Origin of the sequence: Rhodococcus sp. NCIMB 12038 (assembly GCF_002165735.1) — a bacterium.
Classification (GTDB): domain Bacteria; phylum Actinomycetota; class Actinomycetes; order Mycobacteriales; family Mycobacteriaceae; genus Rhodococcus_F.
The window spans coordinates 171,864-188,960 of the sequence record NZ_NHML01000009.1; the positions used below are offsets into that span (position 1 = coordinate 171,864).

Annotated in this window: 14 protein-coding genes; 8 read left to right on the plus strand and 6 right to left on the minus strand. The window is 68.9% G+C overall.

Annotated elements, in window-relative coordinates; translation table 11 throughout:
- Window positions 1-47 precede the first annotated feature (47 nt).
- The 3 genes from CA951_RS15840 to CA951_RS15850 all read left to right on the plus strand — a co-directional run bounded on the left by CA951_RS15840 (window position 48) and on the right by CA951_RS15850 (window position 3,594).
- The gene (locus tag CA951_RS15840; protein ID WP_087557725.1) at window positions 48-1,004 is read left to right on the plus strand and encodes a GlxA family transcriptional regulator; all 957 of its coding nucleotides are present in this window, start codon (window positions 48-50) and stop codon (window positions 1,002-1,004) included.
- 96 nt (window positions 1,005-1,100) lie between these two features.
- Window positions 1,101-2,549 carry an MDR family MFS transporter gene (locus CA951_RS15845; RefSeq protein WP_087557726.1) on the plus strand — a complete coding sequence of 483 codons (1,449 nt, stop codon included), beginning with the start codon at window positions 1,101-1,103 and terminating at the stop codon, window positions 2,547-2,549.
- A gap of 10 nt (window positions 2,550-2,559) precedes the next feature.
- Complete coding sequence (locus CA951_RS15850; RefSeq protein ID WP_087557727.1) at window positions 2,560-3,594, plus strand: D-2-hydroxyacid dehydrogenase; 1,035 nt, start codon at window positions 2,560-2,562, stop codon at window positions 3,592-3,594.
- 24 nt (window positions 3,595-3,618) lie between these two features.
- Here the strand turns inward: CA951_RS15850 and CA951_RS15855 are convergent, their stop codons facing one another.
- Window positions 3,619-4,962, minus strand: coding sequence for a diacylglycerol kinase family protein (locus CA951_RS15855; protein ID WP_087557728.1), 1,344 nt, complete (start codon window positions 4,960-4,962; stop codon window positions 3,619-3,621).
- A gap of 33 nt (window positions 4,963-4,995) precedes the next feature.
- Complete coding sequence (locus tag CA951_RS15860; protein ID WP_087557729.1) at window positions 4,996-5,931, minus strand: LysR family transcriptional regulator; 936 nt, start codon at window positions 5,929-5,931, stop codon at window positions 4,996-4,998.
- 191 nt (window positions 5,932-6,122) lie between these two features.
- On the opposite strand from CA951_RS15860, the gene CA951_RS15865 reads away from it, so the two are divergent.
- Complete coding sequence (locus tag CA951_RS15865; RefSeq protein ID WP_087557730.1) at window positions 6,123-7,217, plus strand: tartrate dehydrogenase; 1,095 nt, start codon at window positions 6,123-6,125, stop codon at window positions 7,215-7,217.
- A gap of 125 nt (window positions 7,218-7,342) precedes the next feature.
- On the plus strand, window positions 7,343-8,791 hold the full coding sequence (gene dctA / locus CA951_RS15870; RefSeq protein WP_087557731.1) for a C4-dicarboxylate transporter DctA: 1,449 nt from the start codon (window positions 7,343-7,345) through the stop codon (window positions 8,789-8,791).
- Between the two features lie 65 nt (window positions 8,792-8,856).
- Here dctA and CA951_RS15875 read toward each other — a convergent pair whose 3' ends face one another.
- The 4 genes from CA951_RS15875 to CA951_RS15890 all read right to left on the minus strand — a co-directional run bounded on the left by CA951_RS15875 (window position 8,857) and on the right by CA951_RS15890 (window position 13,122).
- Entirely contained in the window at window positions 8,857-10,284 is a 1,428-nt protein-coding gene (locus CA951_RS15875; protein ID WP_087557732.1) for an amidase family protein, read from the minus strand.
- Entirely contained in the window at window positions 10,281-11,753 is a 1,473-nt protein-coding gene (locus CA951_RS15880) for a sodium:solute symporter (protein WP_087557733.1), read from the minus strand. Before CA951_RS15880 ends, CA951_RS15875 begins: the two co-directional genes overlap by 4 nt.
- The gene (locus CA951_RS15885; protein WP_087557734.1) at window positions 11,750-12,019 is read right to left on the minus strand and encodes a hypothetical protein; all 270 of its coding nucleotides are present in this window, start codon (window positions 12,017-12,019) and stop codon (window positions 11,750-11,752) included. Before CA951_RS15885 ends, CA951_RS15880 begins: the two co-directional genes overlap by 4 nt.
- Before the next feature lie 152 nt (window positions 12,020-12,171).
- Complete coding sequence (locus CA951_RS15890; protein ID WP_087557735.1) at window positions 12,172-13,122, minus strand: Lrp/AsnC family transcriptional regulator; 951 nt, start codon at window positions 13,120-13,122, stop codon at window positions 12,172-12,174.
- A gap of 294 nt (window positions 13,123-13,416) precedes the next feature.
- Between CA951_RS15890 and CA951_RS15895 the strand changes: the two genes are divergently transcribed.
- From CA951_RS15895 to CA951_RS15905, 3 genes are read left to right on the plus strand one after another with little or no spacing between them, the layout of a single operon-like run.
- Complete coding sequence (locus CA951_RS15895; protein ID WP_087557736.1) at window positions 13,417-14,559, plus strand: isochorismate synthase MenF; 1,143 nt, start codon at window positions 13,417-13,419, stop codon at window positions 14,557-14,559.
- Complete coding sequence (locus CA951_RS15900; protein WP_087557737.1) at window positions 14,556-15,326, plus strand: SDR family oxidoreductase; 771 nt, start codon at window positions 14,556-14,558, stop codon at window positions 15,324-15,326. Before CA951_RS15895 ends, CA951_RS15900 begins: the two co-directional genes overlap by 4 nt.
- Window positions 15,327-15,362: 36 nt before the next feature.
- Window positions 15,363-17,015 (plus strand): (2,3-dihydroxybenzoyl)adenylate synthase, encoded by a 1,653-nt coding sequence (locus CA951_RS15905; RefSeq protein WP_087557850.1) that lies wholly within the window; start codon window positions 15,363-15,365, stop codon window positions 17,013-17,015.
- The last annotated feature ends 82 nt before the right edge of the window (window positions 17,016-17,097 follow it).

The window sequence follows — 17,097 nt, forward strand, 5'->3', positions numbered from 1 at the left end:
CTTCACATGCGGTTGGCGAGAACCCGTCGACTGCGTAGTTTGTAGCCATGCATACCGTGGCGGTCCTGGCGCTCGACGGGGTGATCGCGTTCGACCTCGCCACCCCGGTCGAGGTGTTCGGCCGCACCCGGTTGCCGGACGGACGCGCCGCCTACCGGGTGAAGGTGTGCGCACCGGACGGAGACGTGGACGCCGGTGCGTTCACACTCCGCGCGCCCTGGGATCTGCGCGCGCTCGACACGGCAGACACGATCATCCTGCCGGGACTCGCCGACCCGACCGCCCCAATTCCGTCCGACGTACTCGGGTCGCTGCGCCGGGCGGCCGGCAGCGGCACCCGGATCGCGTCGATCTGTGTGGGAGCGTTCACCTTGGCCGCCACCGGACTGCTCGACGGCCGCCGGGCGACGACGCACTGGGCGGCGGCCGACCTCCTCGCCGCGCGCCACCCCCTGATCGACGTGGACCCGGCCGTGCTCTACGTCGACAACGGCCAGTTCCTGACGTCGGCCGGTGCGGCGGCGGGCCTCGACCTGTGCCTGCACATGATCCGCTCCGATCACGGATCCGCCGTCGCCGCAGACGCCGCCCGGCTGTCGGTGATGCCGCTGGAACGCGAAGGCGGGCAGGCACAGTTCATCGTCCACGACCGTCCCCCGTCCACGGAACTGTCCAGCCTGGACCCGCTGCTCCGGTGGATGCACGACAACAGCCGCGAAGACCTCACGCTCGACGACCTCGCCCGGCGAGCCGGGATGAGCGCCCGCACCCTGAACCGGCGGTTCCGCGAGCAGACCGGCACCACACCGTTGCAGTGGCTGCACCGCATCCGGATCCATGAGGCGCAATATTTGCTCGAGACCACCTCGCACTCCGTCGACCGCATCGCCGTGCAGGTGGGGTTCGGTTCGCCGACCGCGTTCCGCGACCGGTTCAAGCGCGTCGTCGGGACGAGCCCCCACTCCTACCGCGCGGCGTTCCGCGGATCCTCGGCCACCGCGTAGCCGCCCCGCGGGCGCGGCCGCGGAACACATCGCCGCCCGGTGTCGTTACCGTTGTTCAGGAACTCTTGTGAGCGCGGTAACGGGAAAAGGTGGCTAATGGCGACGGACACGGCCCAGGTGGACGTCGGATTCCGTTCGGAACGCGGACCGATTCTCGTGTCGCTGATGCTCACGACGTCGCTGGTCGCGCTCGACGCAACCATCATCTCCACCGCGGTGTTCACCATCGTCGGGGATCTCGGCGGGTTCACGCAGTTCCCGTGGCTGTTCTCGATCTACCTGCTCACCCAGGCCGTGTCGGTGCCGATCTACGGCAAACTGGCCGACATCTTCGGCCGGAAACCGGTGATGCTCCTCGGCATCGCCCTGTTCGGTGTCGGCTCGGTGCTGTGCGGGATCGCGTGGAGCATGCCCGCGCTCATCGCGTTCCGCGCCGTGCAGGGACTCGGCGCCGGAGCCGTTCAGCCGATGAGCATGACCATCGCCGGCGACATCTACACCCTCGCCGAACGCGCCAAGGCCCAGGGCTACCTGGCCAGTGTCTGGGGAATGTCGGCGGTGGTCGGCCCGACCCTCGGCGGCCTGTTCTCCGAGTACCTGTCGTGGCGGTGGATCTTCTTCGTCAACATTCCGCTGTGCCTGCTCGCGGCCGTGATGCTGATCCGCAACTTCGACGAGAAGCGGGTGCGCACCCGGCGGTCCATCGACTACGCAGGCGCCGGAATCCTGGCCGTCGGGGCGACGCTGCTCATCCTGGGACTCCTCGAGGGCGGGCAGGCCTGGGCGTGGAGTTCACCGATCAGCCTCGGCATCTTCGCCGCGGGATTCGTATTCCTCATCGTCTTCGTCCTCGTGGAACGACGCGCCGCCGAACCGGTGCTGCCGCTGTGGGTGTTCACCCGCAGGGTGCTCGCGGCCAGCAGTCTCGCCTCCCTGCTGGTCGGGGCCATCGTCCTCGGCCTGACCACCTATGTCCCGACGTTCACCCAGGGCGTGCTCGGGACGGGCGCGCTCGTGGCCGGGTTCGCGCTGGCCACCCTGACCATCGGCTGGCCGATCGCCGCGTCGCAGTCCGGTCGGGTGTACCTGCGCTTCGGCTTCCGCGTCACGGCCATCGCGGGCAGCCTGCTGGTCGTCGCGGGCACCGCACTCACCCTGACTCTGTCCATCGAGTCGGCGGTGTGGCAGGTGGCGATCTGCTGCTTCGTCATCGGCGGCGGCATGGGTCTCGTCGCGAGCCCCACCCTCATCGCCGCGCAGTCGAGCGTCGACTGGTCCGAGCGCGGCGTCGTCACGTCGACCAACATGTTCGCCCGGTCCATCGGCAGCGCCGTGGGCGTCGCCCTGTTCGGCGCGCTCGTCAACGCGCGACTCGGCGGCGACGACAACCCCGCGCCGGCCGAACTGGCCGGGGCCCTGCACCTGGTGTTCGTTGCCGCTGTCGGCGCGGCCGTCGTCCTCGTTCTCGCCGCGGCGGCGATGCCGAAATCCGCCACCGCACCGGAGGCCGAGCCGAGCACAGCGACGTCCGACCGTCAGCACTGAAGGAGACACCGTGCCCGACCCGTGCGTCGACGTGCTCGTCGCGTCGTATCTCGAGCAGGACCTGGTCGACAGGATCGCAGGCAGCGACCCGCGGATCCGGGTGTCGTACGCCCCCGAACTGCTCCCCCGGCCGCGGTGGCACAGCGATCACGTCGGGGTGCCGCGCGAACTGACGGCCGGCGAGCACGACCGGTGGACGTCGATGCTGCGGACCGCCGACATCATGTTCGATTTCGATTGGCGCCACCCCGAACGCACCCTCGAACAGTCGCCGAATCTGCAATGGATTCAAGCGACGTCCGCGGGCGCCGGACAGCTGATCGAGAGGTTCGGGCTGTCGCAGGCCCCGCTGACGGTGACGACCGCCGCGGGCGTCCACGCCGACCCGTTGGCCGAGTTCGCGCTCGCAGGCATCCTCCACTTCGCGCGCGGACTGCCCCGGCTCATCGCGGACCGGCGCGACCGGACGTGGCGCAAACAGGAGACGACCGAACTCGCGGGACGGCACGCGCTGATCGTGGGCGCAGGCAAGATCGGCTCGCGCACAGCGGAACTGCTCCGCTGCTTCTCCGTCACCGTCACCGGCGTCGCCCGCACCCCGCGACCCGCCGGCGGCCCCTTCGACGTCATGACCACCACCGACCGGATCGCCGAGCACCTGCCCACCGCCCACATTCTCGTCATCTCCTGCGCCCTCACCGAACACACGCGCGGACTGATCGGACGCCGCGAACTCGCCGCCCTCCCCGACGGCGCACTGGTCGTCAACCTCGGCCGAGGGCCGATCATCGACGAAGACGCTCTCACGGAAGCGCTGTCGGCGGGGCGCCTGGGCGGGGCGGTCCTGGACGTCACGTCCACCGAACCGCTGCGGGAGGACTCGCCGCTGTGGACGGCCGACCACGTCATCCTCAGCCCGCACAGCGCATCCAACGTGCCTTCGGAGAACGGGAAGATCGTCGATCTGTTCGTCGAGAATCTCGGACGCTACCTGTCGGGCGATGCCGCCCTGATCAACGAATTCGACTTCGACGCGGGTTACTGACGGCCGCCGGCGACCGGTACCGCGTCACGCAGAATTCGCGCCCCCGAATGCCAGTCGGCGGAGCCGGACCCAGTCCACCGGCCGGGTCGGCGGGCGGACACCGGGACGGTTGCGTGGGACCCGGACCCGCAGCGCCCCGGGAGTGACGGTGCACCGAACCGGCGTCGGGATCACGAGGGCTTCGCCGTCGATCCCGGCGGGAATCGAGGGCCCATCTGCGTCGATGACGACCTCACGGCCGGAATGCTGGATCAGCCCCTCCTGGCGCGCACGACGAAGCAGAGCCACGGCCTGCCGGGTGCTGCTCACCGAGATCGCCACCACGCCGAGGGTGCCGCGGTCGAGTCGCGGCCTGCGTCCGAGACCGGCCAGATCGTGGATCTCGTACGGCCCGTTGCTCACCAGGACGGCTTGGGGTCCCTCCACTGTCCTGTCGCCGAAACGAGCGAGCAGACGTGCCCCGCGCTGCCCCTCGATCAGGTCGGGGAGCATCCGCAGGGTCGTGCCGGTCTTGTCGTCCCGGTAGGCGGGGCTCTGCACCACCTCGGCGTATGCACCGAAGGACGCGTTGTTGACGAAGGTCCGTTCGCCGACCTTGCCGAGGTCGATGCGCAGTTCGATTCCGTCCGTCAGCGCGTCGAGGCAGCGGGACGGATCCTCGAGGTCCAGTCCGAGATCCAACGCGAAGTGGTTGCGGGTGCCCGCACTGACCACCAGGAACGGCAGATCGTGCTCGGCGGCGATGCCGGCGACCAACGCCTGCGTGCCGTCGCCGCCTGCCACACCGAGCAGGTCGGCGCCGCGTGCCACGGCGTCCCTGGCCAGCGCTTGGACGTCGACCGTCCCCGGTCCTTCGAGCAGAGCCACCTCGGCACCGAGTGCCTCGGCCCGTTTCTTCAAGTCGAACTTCCCGACCTTCCCGCCACCCGAATGCGGATTCATCACCAGGAAGGCACGTTTCGGCGGGACGGCCGGATGCTCGGGCATCACCCAGTCCGAGCGATCCCGGCCGAGGGCGGCGCGGGCGCAGAAGACGGCGAGTGCGGCGAGCGCCACGGCGAGCAGCACCACCCACAGCAGACGGGCGCTGACGAGAAGCCAGAGCACGACGATCGGCGTCAGAATCAGCACGACCAGCGATATCCAGCGGACCGCGCCCCGGGTCGTGAGGAACCAGAACAACGCCGCGACCTCCACCACCGCAGCACCGACGGCCACGATCAGCAGCGTCAGGGTGTGCAACCCGGCGAACACCAGGAGCACGGCGACCGAGGCGAAGATCGCCAGGAAGGCGGCCCGGGCCAGCCAACGTCGGCGCCCGCTCGCAGGATCCGAAGATTCTGCCGAGTCCCTCTCGTGGAGTGCCATTGCCACCACCTCGCCATTTCCGGGCGTCCCTCCTCAGTATCCATCACGAGTGCTCTCCGTCGCGGGCACTTCCCACGCAGAGGGTGTCCGCGCCGCGTACTTGCGCGCCTCGTCCATGAGCGTCCGCGCGGGTGGCGTGAGGTGGGTCTGCCGGCAGACGGCAGCGACGTGGAGGTAGGACTCGGGGACGATGCGGTGCACGGTGGCACCGGCCTGCCGGGCCGACGGCGCCCAGGACGACGGCATGACGGCCTGGCCGAATCCGCTGAGCACCATCGGCAGGATCGAGGTGCGGTGCGCGACCTCGGCGACGATGGTGGCCGCGACGCCGCTGGCGAGCACCTCGTCGACGAGGGTCCGCATCAATGACCCCCGCTGCGACACGATCAACCGGAATCCGGACAGTTCCGATCTCCGAATCTCCGGGCGCTCCGGCGTTTCGGCGCCCGGCCCGGAGATGAGGATCAGCGGCTGGCTTTCCAGCGCGACGACGTCGAGTTCGGGGGCACGGACCGCGGCGGGGGAACCGAGGATCCCGACCTCGCAGACGCCGGTGCGGACGGCGTGCAGAACCTCCTCGGGTGTGAACGCCGCCTCGGCGTTGACGGTGACCGACGGGTAGGTGCAACTGAAGCTGGTGAGGATCGTGGTGAGGGGTTCGATCCCGGGGGACGGCATCGTGATCAGGTCGACGCGGCCGGCGCGCAGCCCCTTCAGCGCATCGACGGACGCCTTCGCGTCCTCGAGGTCGCGCAGCACCACCCGGGCCGGGCCGACGAGTGTTTCGCCCGCGTCGCTGAGTACCAGCCTGCGGCCGACGCGGTGGAACAGCGGCACCCCGAGTTCCCGTTCGAGCGCGGATATCGACTGCGACAGCGAGGGCTGCGCGATCAGCAGTGTCTCAGCCGCGCGGTTGATGCCTCCCTGATCGACCACCGCCAGGAAGTACCGCAACTGCCGTGCGTCCATCTGCTCACCTCGTTTTCGTTCACCTCGCGACGGACCACTGCCCGGGGCACTCACTCTACCTGCGGAAACACCCGCCGATTAGGTGAAACCTATAAGACGAATCACTTCTTGGTCATGGACGCTACGCGAGTGTGACGGGTTAATGGATGCATCACACAATGTGACGAACACAACACGATGGAGGCACTGACATGGCACCGCAGACGTTCAAGATTGCATCGATCCCCGCCGACGGCGTCGGCACGGAGGTCGTCGCTGCCGGACGGCGCGTGCTCGACGTCCTCGCAGAACAATCCGGTGGGCGTTTCGCCTTCGAGTGGGAAGAATTCCCCTGGGGCTGCGGGTACTACGAACAGACCGGGAAGATGATGGCCGACGACGGCCTCGACACCCTGAAGGCCTTCGACGCCATCTACTTCGGTGCAGTCGGCTGGGAGAACGTCCCCGACCACATCAGCCTCTGGGGGCTGCGACTCAACATCACCCAGAACTTCGACCAGTGGGCGAACGTGCGACCGGTGAAATTCCTCCCCGGCGTGCAATCGCCGCTGCGCAAGGCGGACGACACCGAACTCGACTGGGTCGTCGTCCGGGAAAACAGCGAAGGCGAATACGCCGGCCTCGGCGGGCGTAACCTCAGCGGCCGCGGACCGGGCAACGAGGTCGCCCTGCAGACCGCGCTGTTCACCGAGAAGGGATGCGAGCGCATCATGCGCTTCGCGTTCGACCTGGCCCGCACCCGCACGGTGAAGAAGGTCTCCAGCGTCACCAAGTCCAACGCCCAGCAGTACGGCATGGTCCTGTGGGACGACGTCTTCAAGCGCGTCGCCCTCGACTACCCGGATGTCGCGACCGAAAGCGTCCTCGTCGACGCGATGAGCGCGAAGTTCATCCTGCACCCGGAGGATCTGTCCGTGGTGGTGGCGTCGAACCTCAACGCCGACATCCTCTCCGACCTCGGCTCCGCGCTGGCGGGAAGCCTCGGGGTCGCGGCGAGCGCGAACCTCAACCCGGAGCGGCGCTTCCCCAGCATGTTCGAACCCGTCCACGGTTCCGCCCCCGACATCGCCGGCCAGGGCATCAGCAACCCGATCGGCGCGATCGCCAGCGCCGCCCTCATGCTCGACCACTTCGGACTGCACGACGAGGCCCGCCGCGTCGAAGCCGCCATCGAGGCCGCCACCGCGAGCGGCGCCCTGACCCGCGACATCGGCGGCACCTCGGACACCGCGGCCGTCACCGAAGCGATCGTGCACGCCCTGCAGACCGCACTGACCCCTGCCTGACCGTCCCACATACCGCCGGCCCGACTCGGCAGAATCTGCCGGGTCGGGCCGTCACTGCTCGAACGGCCGGTAACTCTCGGCCACCCCGTCTTCATACCTGAACACTCTCACCCGAGGTGAATGTCATGGAAACACTCAGCAGCGCAGCGAGTTACCCACCGGCGACGGTGAAGAAACCCTGGTACAGGCAACTGTACTTCTGGGTCCTGATCGCGATCGTGCTCGGCATCCTGGTCGGGTGGCTCTGGCCCGACACCGGCGAGGCGATGGAACCGATCGGCACCACCTTCATCACCGCGATGAAGATGCTGATCTGCCCGATCGTGTTCCTGACGATCGTCGGCGGCATCGCGAGCGTCGCGGACCTGAAGAAGGTCGGGCTGACCGGAATCAAGGCACTGACCTACTTCCAGGTCGGAACGATCCTCGCGCTGCTGACCGGACTCGTCGCGATCAACCTCTTCCGCCTCGGGGACGGGGTGAATGCCGACGCGTCCTCCCTCGAAACCACTGAATCCGCAAGCAAACTCATCAAGGCAGGCGAGGAGAAGGAGTGGTGGGAGTTCATCACCCACCTGGTCCCGGACAGCGTGTTCGGCCCGTTTGTCGAGGGTGACATCCTGCAGGTCATCTTCCTCGCCGTCATCTTCGGTGTCGCCATCAATGCGGTGGGGCAGATCGCCGCGCCGATCCGGGACGCCGTCGAACGGCTCACCGCAGTGGTGTTCAAGGTCCTGAGCTTCATCATGAAACTCGCACCGCTCGGCGCGTTCGGCGCCATGGCCTTCGCCATCGGCAAGTACGGTGTCTCCACCCTGACCAGCCTCGGCAGCCTGATCCTGCTGTTCTACGCCACCTCCGCGTTCTTCGTCGTCGTGGTCCTCGGCTCGGTCATGGCGTACCTGCGGCTCAACATCTTCCGCATGCTCGGCTTCTTCAAGGAAGAACTCCTGCTCATCCTCGGCACGTCCACCGCCGAGCCCGCACTGCCCGGCCTGATGCGCAAACTGGAGTACGCCGGAGTGAAGAAGCCCACGGTCGGTCTGGTCGTGCCCACCGGCTACAGTTTCAACCTCGACGGCGCCGCCATCTACCTCTCGCTCGCCGCGCTGTACATCGCGCAGGCCACCAACACGGACCTGTCGATCCCTCAGCAACTCGGCCTGCTCGGGGTCATGCTGCTGACCTCGAAGGGCGCCGCGGGTGTCGCCGGCGGCGGATTCATCGCCCTGACAGCCACGTTGAGCACGCTCGGCACCATTCCCGCGGCCGGCATCATGCTCATCTTCGGCATCGACAAGTTCATGTCCGAATGCCGCGCCCTGGTGAACTTCGTCGGCAACGCCGTCGCCACCCTGTTCGTCGCCAAATGGAACCACGAACTCGACGTCGATCGCGCCCGCCGCGTCTTCGCCGGCGAGGTCCTTCCCGCACCCGAGGGTGAGGTCGAGAACGACTTCGACCTGGAGGTGCTGGAGCAGGAACCCCGCGACAAGCACCCCGGCCACGGCGATCCGGACGCGGTCCGCATCGAACACGAACGCCTCGACCCCGCGCACGCCACGCGGCGATGATCGGCGCAGGCCACGCGGCGATGACCGGAGCTCCCCGGCCGGTCATCGCGGCCTGCGCCCACGAGCTAGACCCGCGTGGCCCCGTCGAGCAGGTGCGGGCGAACGGCTCCGACCGGGTTGAGCTGCTCGTAGGCCCGGGCCACGTCGAGCAGGAACAGGTCGTTGCCCGGGGCGGCGACGATCTGCACGCCGACCGGCAGACCCTCGGCGCTGAACCCGGCGGGGACCGAGATCGCGGGGCACCCGAGCACCGTCACGGTCAGCGCCGACGTCATCCAGTCGAGGTAGTCGTCGCAGCGGCGGCCGTCGACCGCCGCCGGGTACTCGAGTTCGGCGTCGAACGGCAGCACCTGGGACACGGGCATCACCAGGACGTCGTGGCGGGAGAAGAATTCGACGGCGCGAGCCTGAATCTCCGCCTGCGCCACCATGGCTTTCGCGATGTCGTCGGCGGAGAGCCGGTCGGCCTGCCGGATGTTGTCGAGCAGCGACGGCTTCAACATGTCGGGGGTGGCGTCCGCCTGCGCACCGAGGTCGATCTTGAACCGCCACGCCCGCAGGGTACGGAACACCCACTCGGCGTCGGGAATCGCCGGTGCGTCCTCGGCCACCACCGCACCCGCAGCGGCGAAGATCGACGACTGGCGGTCGTGGATCTCGCGGACCGGCGCATCCAGCGGGAAGAGGCCGTTCAGATCCGCGGACACCGCGACACGCAGACCCTGCAGGCCGGTGACACCGAGCCGGGGCGCGAGCGCATCCGCGCTGAGCGAACTGCGGATCCGCGCGTCGGGTCCGGAGATCACCGACAGCAGCAGTTCCAGGTCGTCGACGTTGCGGGCCATCGGCCCCTGCGTCACCAGTGCGTCCCAGGGCGCGCTGTTGGGCCAGCACGGCACGCGGCCGGGTGTGGGGCGCAGCCCGACGACGTTGCAGAACGACGCGGGGTTGCGCAGCGAGCCGCCCATGTCGCTGCCGTCGGCGAGCGGAATCAGTCCCGCGCCCAGTGCGGATGCGGCGCCGCCGCTCGAGCCGCCCGCACTCCTGGTGGGGTCGTACGGGTTGGTGGTGGTCCCGAAGACGGAGTTGAACGTGTGCGATCCGGCGGCGAACTCGGGAACGTTGGTCTTGCCGATCGTGACGGCGCCGGCCGCGGTGACGCGTTCGGCGATCAGCTCACTGGTCTCGGGCACGTTGTCGATGAGCAGCGGCGAACCGGCGATCGTGGGGAAACCGGCGACGTCGTGAGTGTCCTTGAACGCGAACGGCAGTCCGTGCAGCGGACCCACCGGGTCGCCGGCGGCCGTCTGCGCGTCGGCGGCGGCGGCGGTGGCGTGCGCGCGGTCCAGGTCGAGGCTGACGAGCGCGTTGACCGTCGGATTCACGTGCGCGATCCGGTCCGTGTGCAGGGCGAGCAGTTCGCGGGCCGAGATGTCCTTGCTGCGGAGTGCGGTGAGCATCTCGCGCGCGGTCGAGTAATGGTCGATGGTCATTTCGAGGTCTCCAGGATCGGGGCGGTGGCCGGACGGACTTCCGACGGCGCGGGGGTCGGGGTGCGGGGACGGGTGGCGCGGACCACGGTCTCGACCGCGGCGATCACCGCGAGGTTGAGGACCAGGCCGCAGATGCCCGCGTCGATGTTGGCGAGGTCGAGGTCGAAAACGGTCATCACGATGACGGTGAGCATTCCCACGAGCAGACCGGCGAACACGGATTGCTTGGCGAGCAACGGCTTCTCGGGCAGTGCGAGCGCCAGGCCGGGGGCGAGTTGGCTGAGACCGCCGAACGTGAGCAGCAGCAGGTTGGCCAGCAGGTCGGGGCGGGTCAGGCCGAGCACCAGAGCCACGGTGGCAGCGGCGATCACGACGAGGTGGTTGAACCGGAGTTTCGTGCGCTCGCTCTCGATCTTCACCAGGTTGTGCGACGCCAGGGTGGAGATGCCGATGCAGATGGCGCCGGCGGGCAGCATCGCGGCGGACGCGGCGGCGATCGCGATCAGTCCGAGCGCCCAGTTCGGCAGCGCTCCCCCGGCCAGCGTGAGCAGGACGGCGTTGCTGCTGGTGTTCGGGTTCAGTGCGAGGATCCCGACGAAACCCAGCATGATCGGGAGGATCATGACGACCTGGTACATCGGCAGAAAAGTGTTGTTGGAGCGGATCACTCGACCGTTCTTCGCGGCCAGCAGCGGCGGCCACAGGTGCGGGGTGGTGAGGAAGCCGCAGCCGATCGCGGAGATCAACAGGCTGGTGGTCCACCAGACCTTGTCGTAGTCGCCGGGATTCACGGTCAGCATCTCGCTGTGGGTCTGCGCGATCTGGCCGAACACGTCGCCGATGCCACCGGCGAAGTGCAGCGGGATCACGATGGACAGCACCACGACGGCGAGAAGGATCAGGACGTCCTTGACGTAGGCGGTGCGCGCCAGACCGTGAATGCCCGCCCACAGCACGAACCCGACGACGAGGACGGTCGCGACGATCATGCTGAGCGTGCCCGAACTCGCGCTGCCCGTGACGAGGCGGACGATGAGGCCGAGGCCGGTGATCTGCAACTGCAGGTACGGCAGCAGGAAGATGATGCCGCACAACGCGACCAGCCGTCCGAGGAGCGGGCTGCGGTAGCGGTCCGCGAAGAAGTCGGCCTGGGTGATGTAGCCGCGATCCTTGCTGAGCTTCCAGATCCGCGGTCCGATGAAGTACAGGGCCACGTAGCCGAGCGGGATGTACGGGATCGCGTAGGTGGCGCCGATGCCCGCGGTGAACGCGATACCGGCGACGCCGAGGAACGTGAACGTGGTGAACGATTCACCGGCCTGCAGGAAGAAACTGGTGACCACACCGAAGTTCCGTTTGCCGACCGTCCACTCGCTCAGGCTCTGAGCGCGTTTGCGGTGTCCGCCGACGGCGATCACGGCGAGACCGATCATGCCTGCCAGGGTGATCCACAGAGCAGAGTTCGTCATCGGAGGCTCGCTTCCTCGAGGCGGAGGCCGTCCTCGAACGGCCGGACGAGGCCGAACTCCACCGCCGCCAGCGCGGGCAGCAGCAGGAGCACCCACGCCGAGCACCAGACGAGCAGCCGGGGCATGCCCAGCCACAGATCGGCCGTGTTCACAAACGGCAGCCACACGGCGGTGACGAGTGCGAGCACCGGGGCGACCGGGACGAGCAGCAGCCAGCGGCGCTGCGGCGAATCCTCGATCGCCCCGAGAATGGCGTCTCGTTGCATGCTGTTCCTTCTTCCATCCAGGGGAGTAGAGGAAGCATGCGTGGTGCGGATCACAGCACTCAACCGCTGAGGGAGGTTCGGCGAAATCGGCCACTGAGCTGTCGGAGATCGCAATCAGACGCGTCGGAGGGGCCGTCCGATGTCGAAATCCGTCACATCACCCTGCCGCTGCGCTTGACCGCCTGCACCACCATGTTGGTTTCCAGCGCCAGCGCGTCCGCCACCCACGGGGCGGTGGTGATGTAGTCGTAGAGCACCGACTCGTCGGGTGCGGCGATGTTGGCGACCACCTGGTACTCGCCCGCCGTGCCCGCGGCGTACCGCACGTAGGGCATCTCGAGCATCCCCCGCACCAGCGGTTCGATCCGGTTGCGCTGAGTCTTGATGAACAGCATCGCCTCGGCCCGCAGCCCGAACAGCGCCGGATCCACCACCACCCGGAGACTGATCGCCCCCTCGGTGAGCAGCGACTGGACGCGCCGCCGGGCCGTCGCCTCGGACACCCCCGCGGTCCGGGCGAGCGCCGTGGTGCCCACCCGACCGTTCTGCATGAGTTCGCGGATGATGGTGCGGTCGATGGGATCCCGTGTTCCGCGTTCCAGATCGGTGAGGAACGACGCCGGAGGCGCGACCCCGCCGATCGATTCCTTCTCGGCCGGGCTCAGCACCCCGGCCTCCCATTCGCGGACCGTGCGGAAGTACCGCAGCACGGGGTCCGTCCAGCTCCGGACGACGCCCATCGTCGCGGGCAGTTCGTCCATGACGAGTTTCGGGAGGCGGTCCCGGGACACGTGGATCTCGGCCACACAGTCGGCGGTGCCGGTGAGGATGTACACGAAGATGCAGTCGCTGCGCTGGGCGAGGGCGCTCGCCGCCACCCGCACCGTTCCCGGCGAGCACTGGAGGCGGACGATCGCGGTGCCGCCGCTGTTCGCGACGGCGGTGACGGCCACCCGGCCGGACTCGAGGAGCGCGATGCCGTGCCGGGTGACGTTCCGCTCGGGTTCGCCGAGCGCCTGGGCGATCCGGCTCCACGAGCACCGCCCGTCGACCTGGAGGGCGGCGACGATCCGCTGATCGAGCGAGAACCTGCGTTCGGTCATTGCAGAACCCTGCCCTCCATGCCTTTGCGTCACGGACGACGTCCCCGACGACGCCACGTGTGCATGCGATGGTAGGCCAGTCCCTGACGTGCAGAACTCCGATCCGGTCGCGGGTCGAATCGCACCCGCGCATGGAGGATCGAAACCGCTGGACTGCAGGCAAATACGTCCCGGTCTCGGACCGCCGGCCGAGAAGGTGAGCCGCCAAAGGTTAGGCTAACCGTATATGGTCGAGGTGTGACGGCGCGCGTCGCGACGCGCGCCGCAGTTGTCCACTACGAAAGGTGATCGCACATGCAGTCGACGGCCGTTGCCGGGTCCGCAGAGACTTCGGCGGATCTTCCGCCGGGCGCGCCGTTCGTCCTCTCCCGCCCGCACGGCACCGTGATCGCCGACGGCATCCGCACCGGATTCGACTCCGCCCGCGACGCCGCCGCCGCCTTGAAGAGCGGCACCGTCACCTCGGTGGCCGGCGCGCTCGCCTTCGACCCGTCGCATCCCGCCGCACTCGTCGCACCGCACACATTGCGACATCACCCGGGCAGCTGGACTCCTCGCCTGCAGACACTTCCGCACGTGCGCGCCGGAGCGTCGGTACCGCCGGAGGACGAGCACTTCGCCCGCGTCGCCGCCGCGATCCACGTGCTGCGCGAACCGGAGGCCGCACTGCACAAGGTGGTGCTCGCCCGATCGGTCGTCCTGCACGCCGAAGAACCGCTGCACCCGCACACGCTGCTCGCAAGACTCGTCGCGAACGACCTCGGCGGCAACGGCTTCAGCGTCGATCTGAGCGCCGCGGGCCCCGGCTGGTCGGGACGGCACCTCGTCGGCTCGAGCCCGGAGGTCCTCATCCGCCGCCGCGGCGACACCGTGACCTGCCATCCTCTCGCCGGCTCGGCTCCCCGGCACACCGACCCCGAGATCGACCGGCAGACAGCGAAGAACCTCGCCGCCTCGGAGAAGAACCTGCACGAGCACGCCCTCGTCGTCGACGCGCTGCGCGCGAGCCTCGAACCGTTCTGCACCGAACTCGACATCCCCGACCGGCCCACCCTCACCAGCACCCCGCAACTGTGGCACCTCGGCACACCCGTAACGGGACGGCTACGGGACCGTTCGGTGACCGCACTGGACCTCGCCGTTGCCGTGCACCCGACACCGGCCGTGTGCGGAACCCCCACCGACGCCGCGCGTGCGCTGATCGGCGAACTCGAGGGCGACCGCGGCTTCTACGCCGGCGCCGTGGGATGGGCCGACGCCGACGGTGACGGCGAATGGATGGTAACCATCCGGTGCGCGCAGATCGACGCCGACGGCACCACCGTCACGGCGTACGCGGGCGGGGGCATCGTCGCCGCCTCCGAACCGGACGACGAACTCGCCGAGACCACAAAGAAACTGGGCACCGTCCTCACGGCACTGGGACTTCCCCGATGAGCGGCACGACACTCGTCGTCGGGGCGGCGCAGGGCATCGGGCGGGCCACCGCCGTCACCCTGTCGCGGTCCGGCCACCGCCTGGTACTGCTCGATCGTGACGCCGACGGCCTCGCCGCCACCGCCGCACTGCTCGACACCCCTCCGCTCGGCACCGCCGTCATCGACATCCGCGACACCGACGCCGTCACGGACACGGTCCGCCGGATCGAGGACGAGCACGGCCCCGTCACCGCCCTCGCGCACGTGGCCGGGATCCTCGAGACCGGGTCGGTGCTCGACGCCGATCCCGCGAGCTGGCAGCGCGTGTTCGACGTCAACGTCACCGGCCTCGTCAACGTCCTGCGGGCCGTCGGCACCGGAATGCGTGACCGCTCAGCCGGATCCATCGTCGTGGTCGGTTCCAACGCCGCCGGCGTCCCCCGCACCGGGATGGGCGCGTACGGCGCGTCCAAGGCCGCCGTCGCGATGATCGTCCGGGTGCTCGGCCTCGAACTCGCCGAATACGGGATCCGCGCCAACATCGTCGCCCCCGGCTCGACGGACACCGCGATGCAGCGGTCGCTGTGGTCGGACCCCGCCGACGACAACGGGGCGCGCGGCGCGATCGACGGCGACCCGGGCTCGTTCAAGGTCGGCATCCCGCTGGGCCGCATCGCCGACGCCGCCGACATCGCCGACTCCGTCGAGTTCCTCCTGTCGGACCGGGCGCGGCACATCACCATGCAGGCGCTCTACGTCGACGGCGGCGCCACCCTCCAAGCCTGACGGCCCCGAACAGCCATGCCCGTGAAAGGACTTTCGATGACCACGAGCGTTCGCGCTCCCCTGGAGACCACCACCGGCTATCCCGCCGAACTCGTCGCACGCTACCGTGCCGCCGGGTACTGGACGGACGAGACGTTCCAGCAGTTCCTGGGCGCCCGCGCCGAGCGATTCGGGGACGCGATCGCCGTGACCGGACCGGACGCGTCCGGGACCGATCGCGCCCTCACCTACCGGAAACTGTCCGACCGCGCCGACCGGCTCGCCGCCGGGCTGCAGTCGTCGGGGGTGCAACCTGGCGACCGGGTGGTGGTGCAACTGCCGAACATCGTCGAGTACGTCGAGGTGATCTTCGCGGTGTTCCGGCTCGGGGCGCTGCCGGTGTTCGCGTTGCCCGCGCACCGCTCCCTGGAGATCTCCTACTTCTGCAGTTTCGCCGACGCCGCGGCCTACGTCGTCACCGACACGCACGCCGGCTTCGACTACCGCGCGCTCGCCCGCGACGTGGTGGCGTCCGCGGAGAACGCGCCGAGAGTCTTCGTGGCCGGGGACGCGGAGGAGTTCACCTCCCTCGACGAACTGAGGACGGCGGAACCGATCGCGGACGAGCCGGCGGCGGGTCCGGAATCCGTGGCGTTCCTGCAGCTCTCGGGCGGAACCACCGGGGTGTCGAAGCTGATCCCGCGCACCCACACCGACTACCTGTACTCGGTGCGCGAGTCGGACCGCATCTGCGGCATCGACGAGAACACCTGCATGCTGGTCGTTCTCCCTGCGGCGCACAACTTCCCGATGAGCTCCCCGGGCATCCTCGGCGTGCTGCACGCCGGTGGCCGCGTGGTGCTCGCCCCGGATCCGAGTCCCGACACCGCGTTCGCGCTCATCGAGCGGGAGGGCGTCACGATCGCGTCGCTGGTGCCGCCGCTCGCGTTGGCGTGGCTGTCCGCCGCCGCCCGCACGGATCGGAACATCTCGAGCCTCGAGGTGCTGCAGGTCGGCGGCGCCAAGTTCAGCGCCGAGGCCGCCAAGCGCGTGCGCCCCGAACTCGGGTGCACTCTGCAGCAGGTGTTCGGGATGGCCGAGGGCCTGGTCAACTACACCCGGCTCGACGACCCGGAAGACACGATCGTCACCACCCAGGGCAGGCCGATCAGCCCCGACGACGAGGTGCGGGTCGTCGACGACCACGACCAACCCGTCCCGAGCGGCACGTCCGGTCATCTGCTCACCCGCGGCCCCTACACCATCCGCGGGTACTACCGCGCCCCCGAACACAATTCGACGGCGTTCACCGAAGACGGGTTCTACCGCACCGGCGACATCGTCCGGCTCACCGACGACGGCTATCTCGTCGTCGAGGGCCGTGCGAAGGACCAGATCAACCGCGGCGGCGAGAAGGTGGCCGCGGAAGAGGTCGAGAACCACCTGCTCGCGCACCCCGCCGTCGCCGACGTCGCGGTCGTCTCGATGCCCGACCGGTACCTCGGCGAACGCAGTTGCGCGTTCGTCGTCGTCCAGGGTGAGCAGCCGAACGCCGTCGAACTCAAGAAGTTCGTCCGCGGCCGCGGACTCGCCGACTACAAGGTGCCCGACAAGGTGGTGTTCGTCGACGAGTTCCCGGTCACGGGTGTCGGCAAGATCAGCAAGTCGGAACTGCGCCGGGCACTGGAGAAGACGTTCGTCACGCCGTGACGCCGGCTACCACCATCCCGATTGACGCCGGCACGGGTTCGTCGAGGGTTTTCGCGCACCGTGGAATGACGAGCGCCTCGGA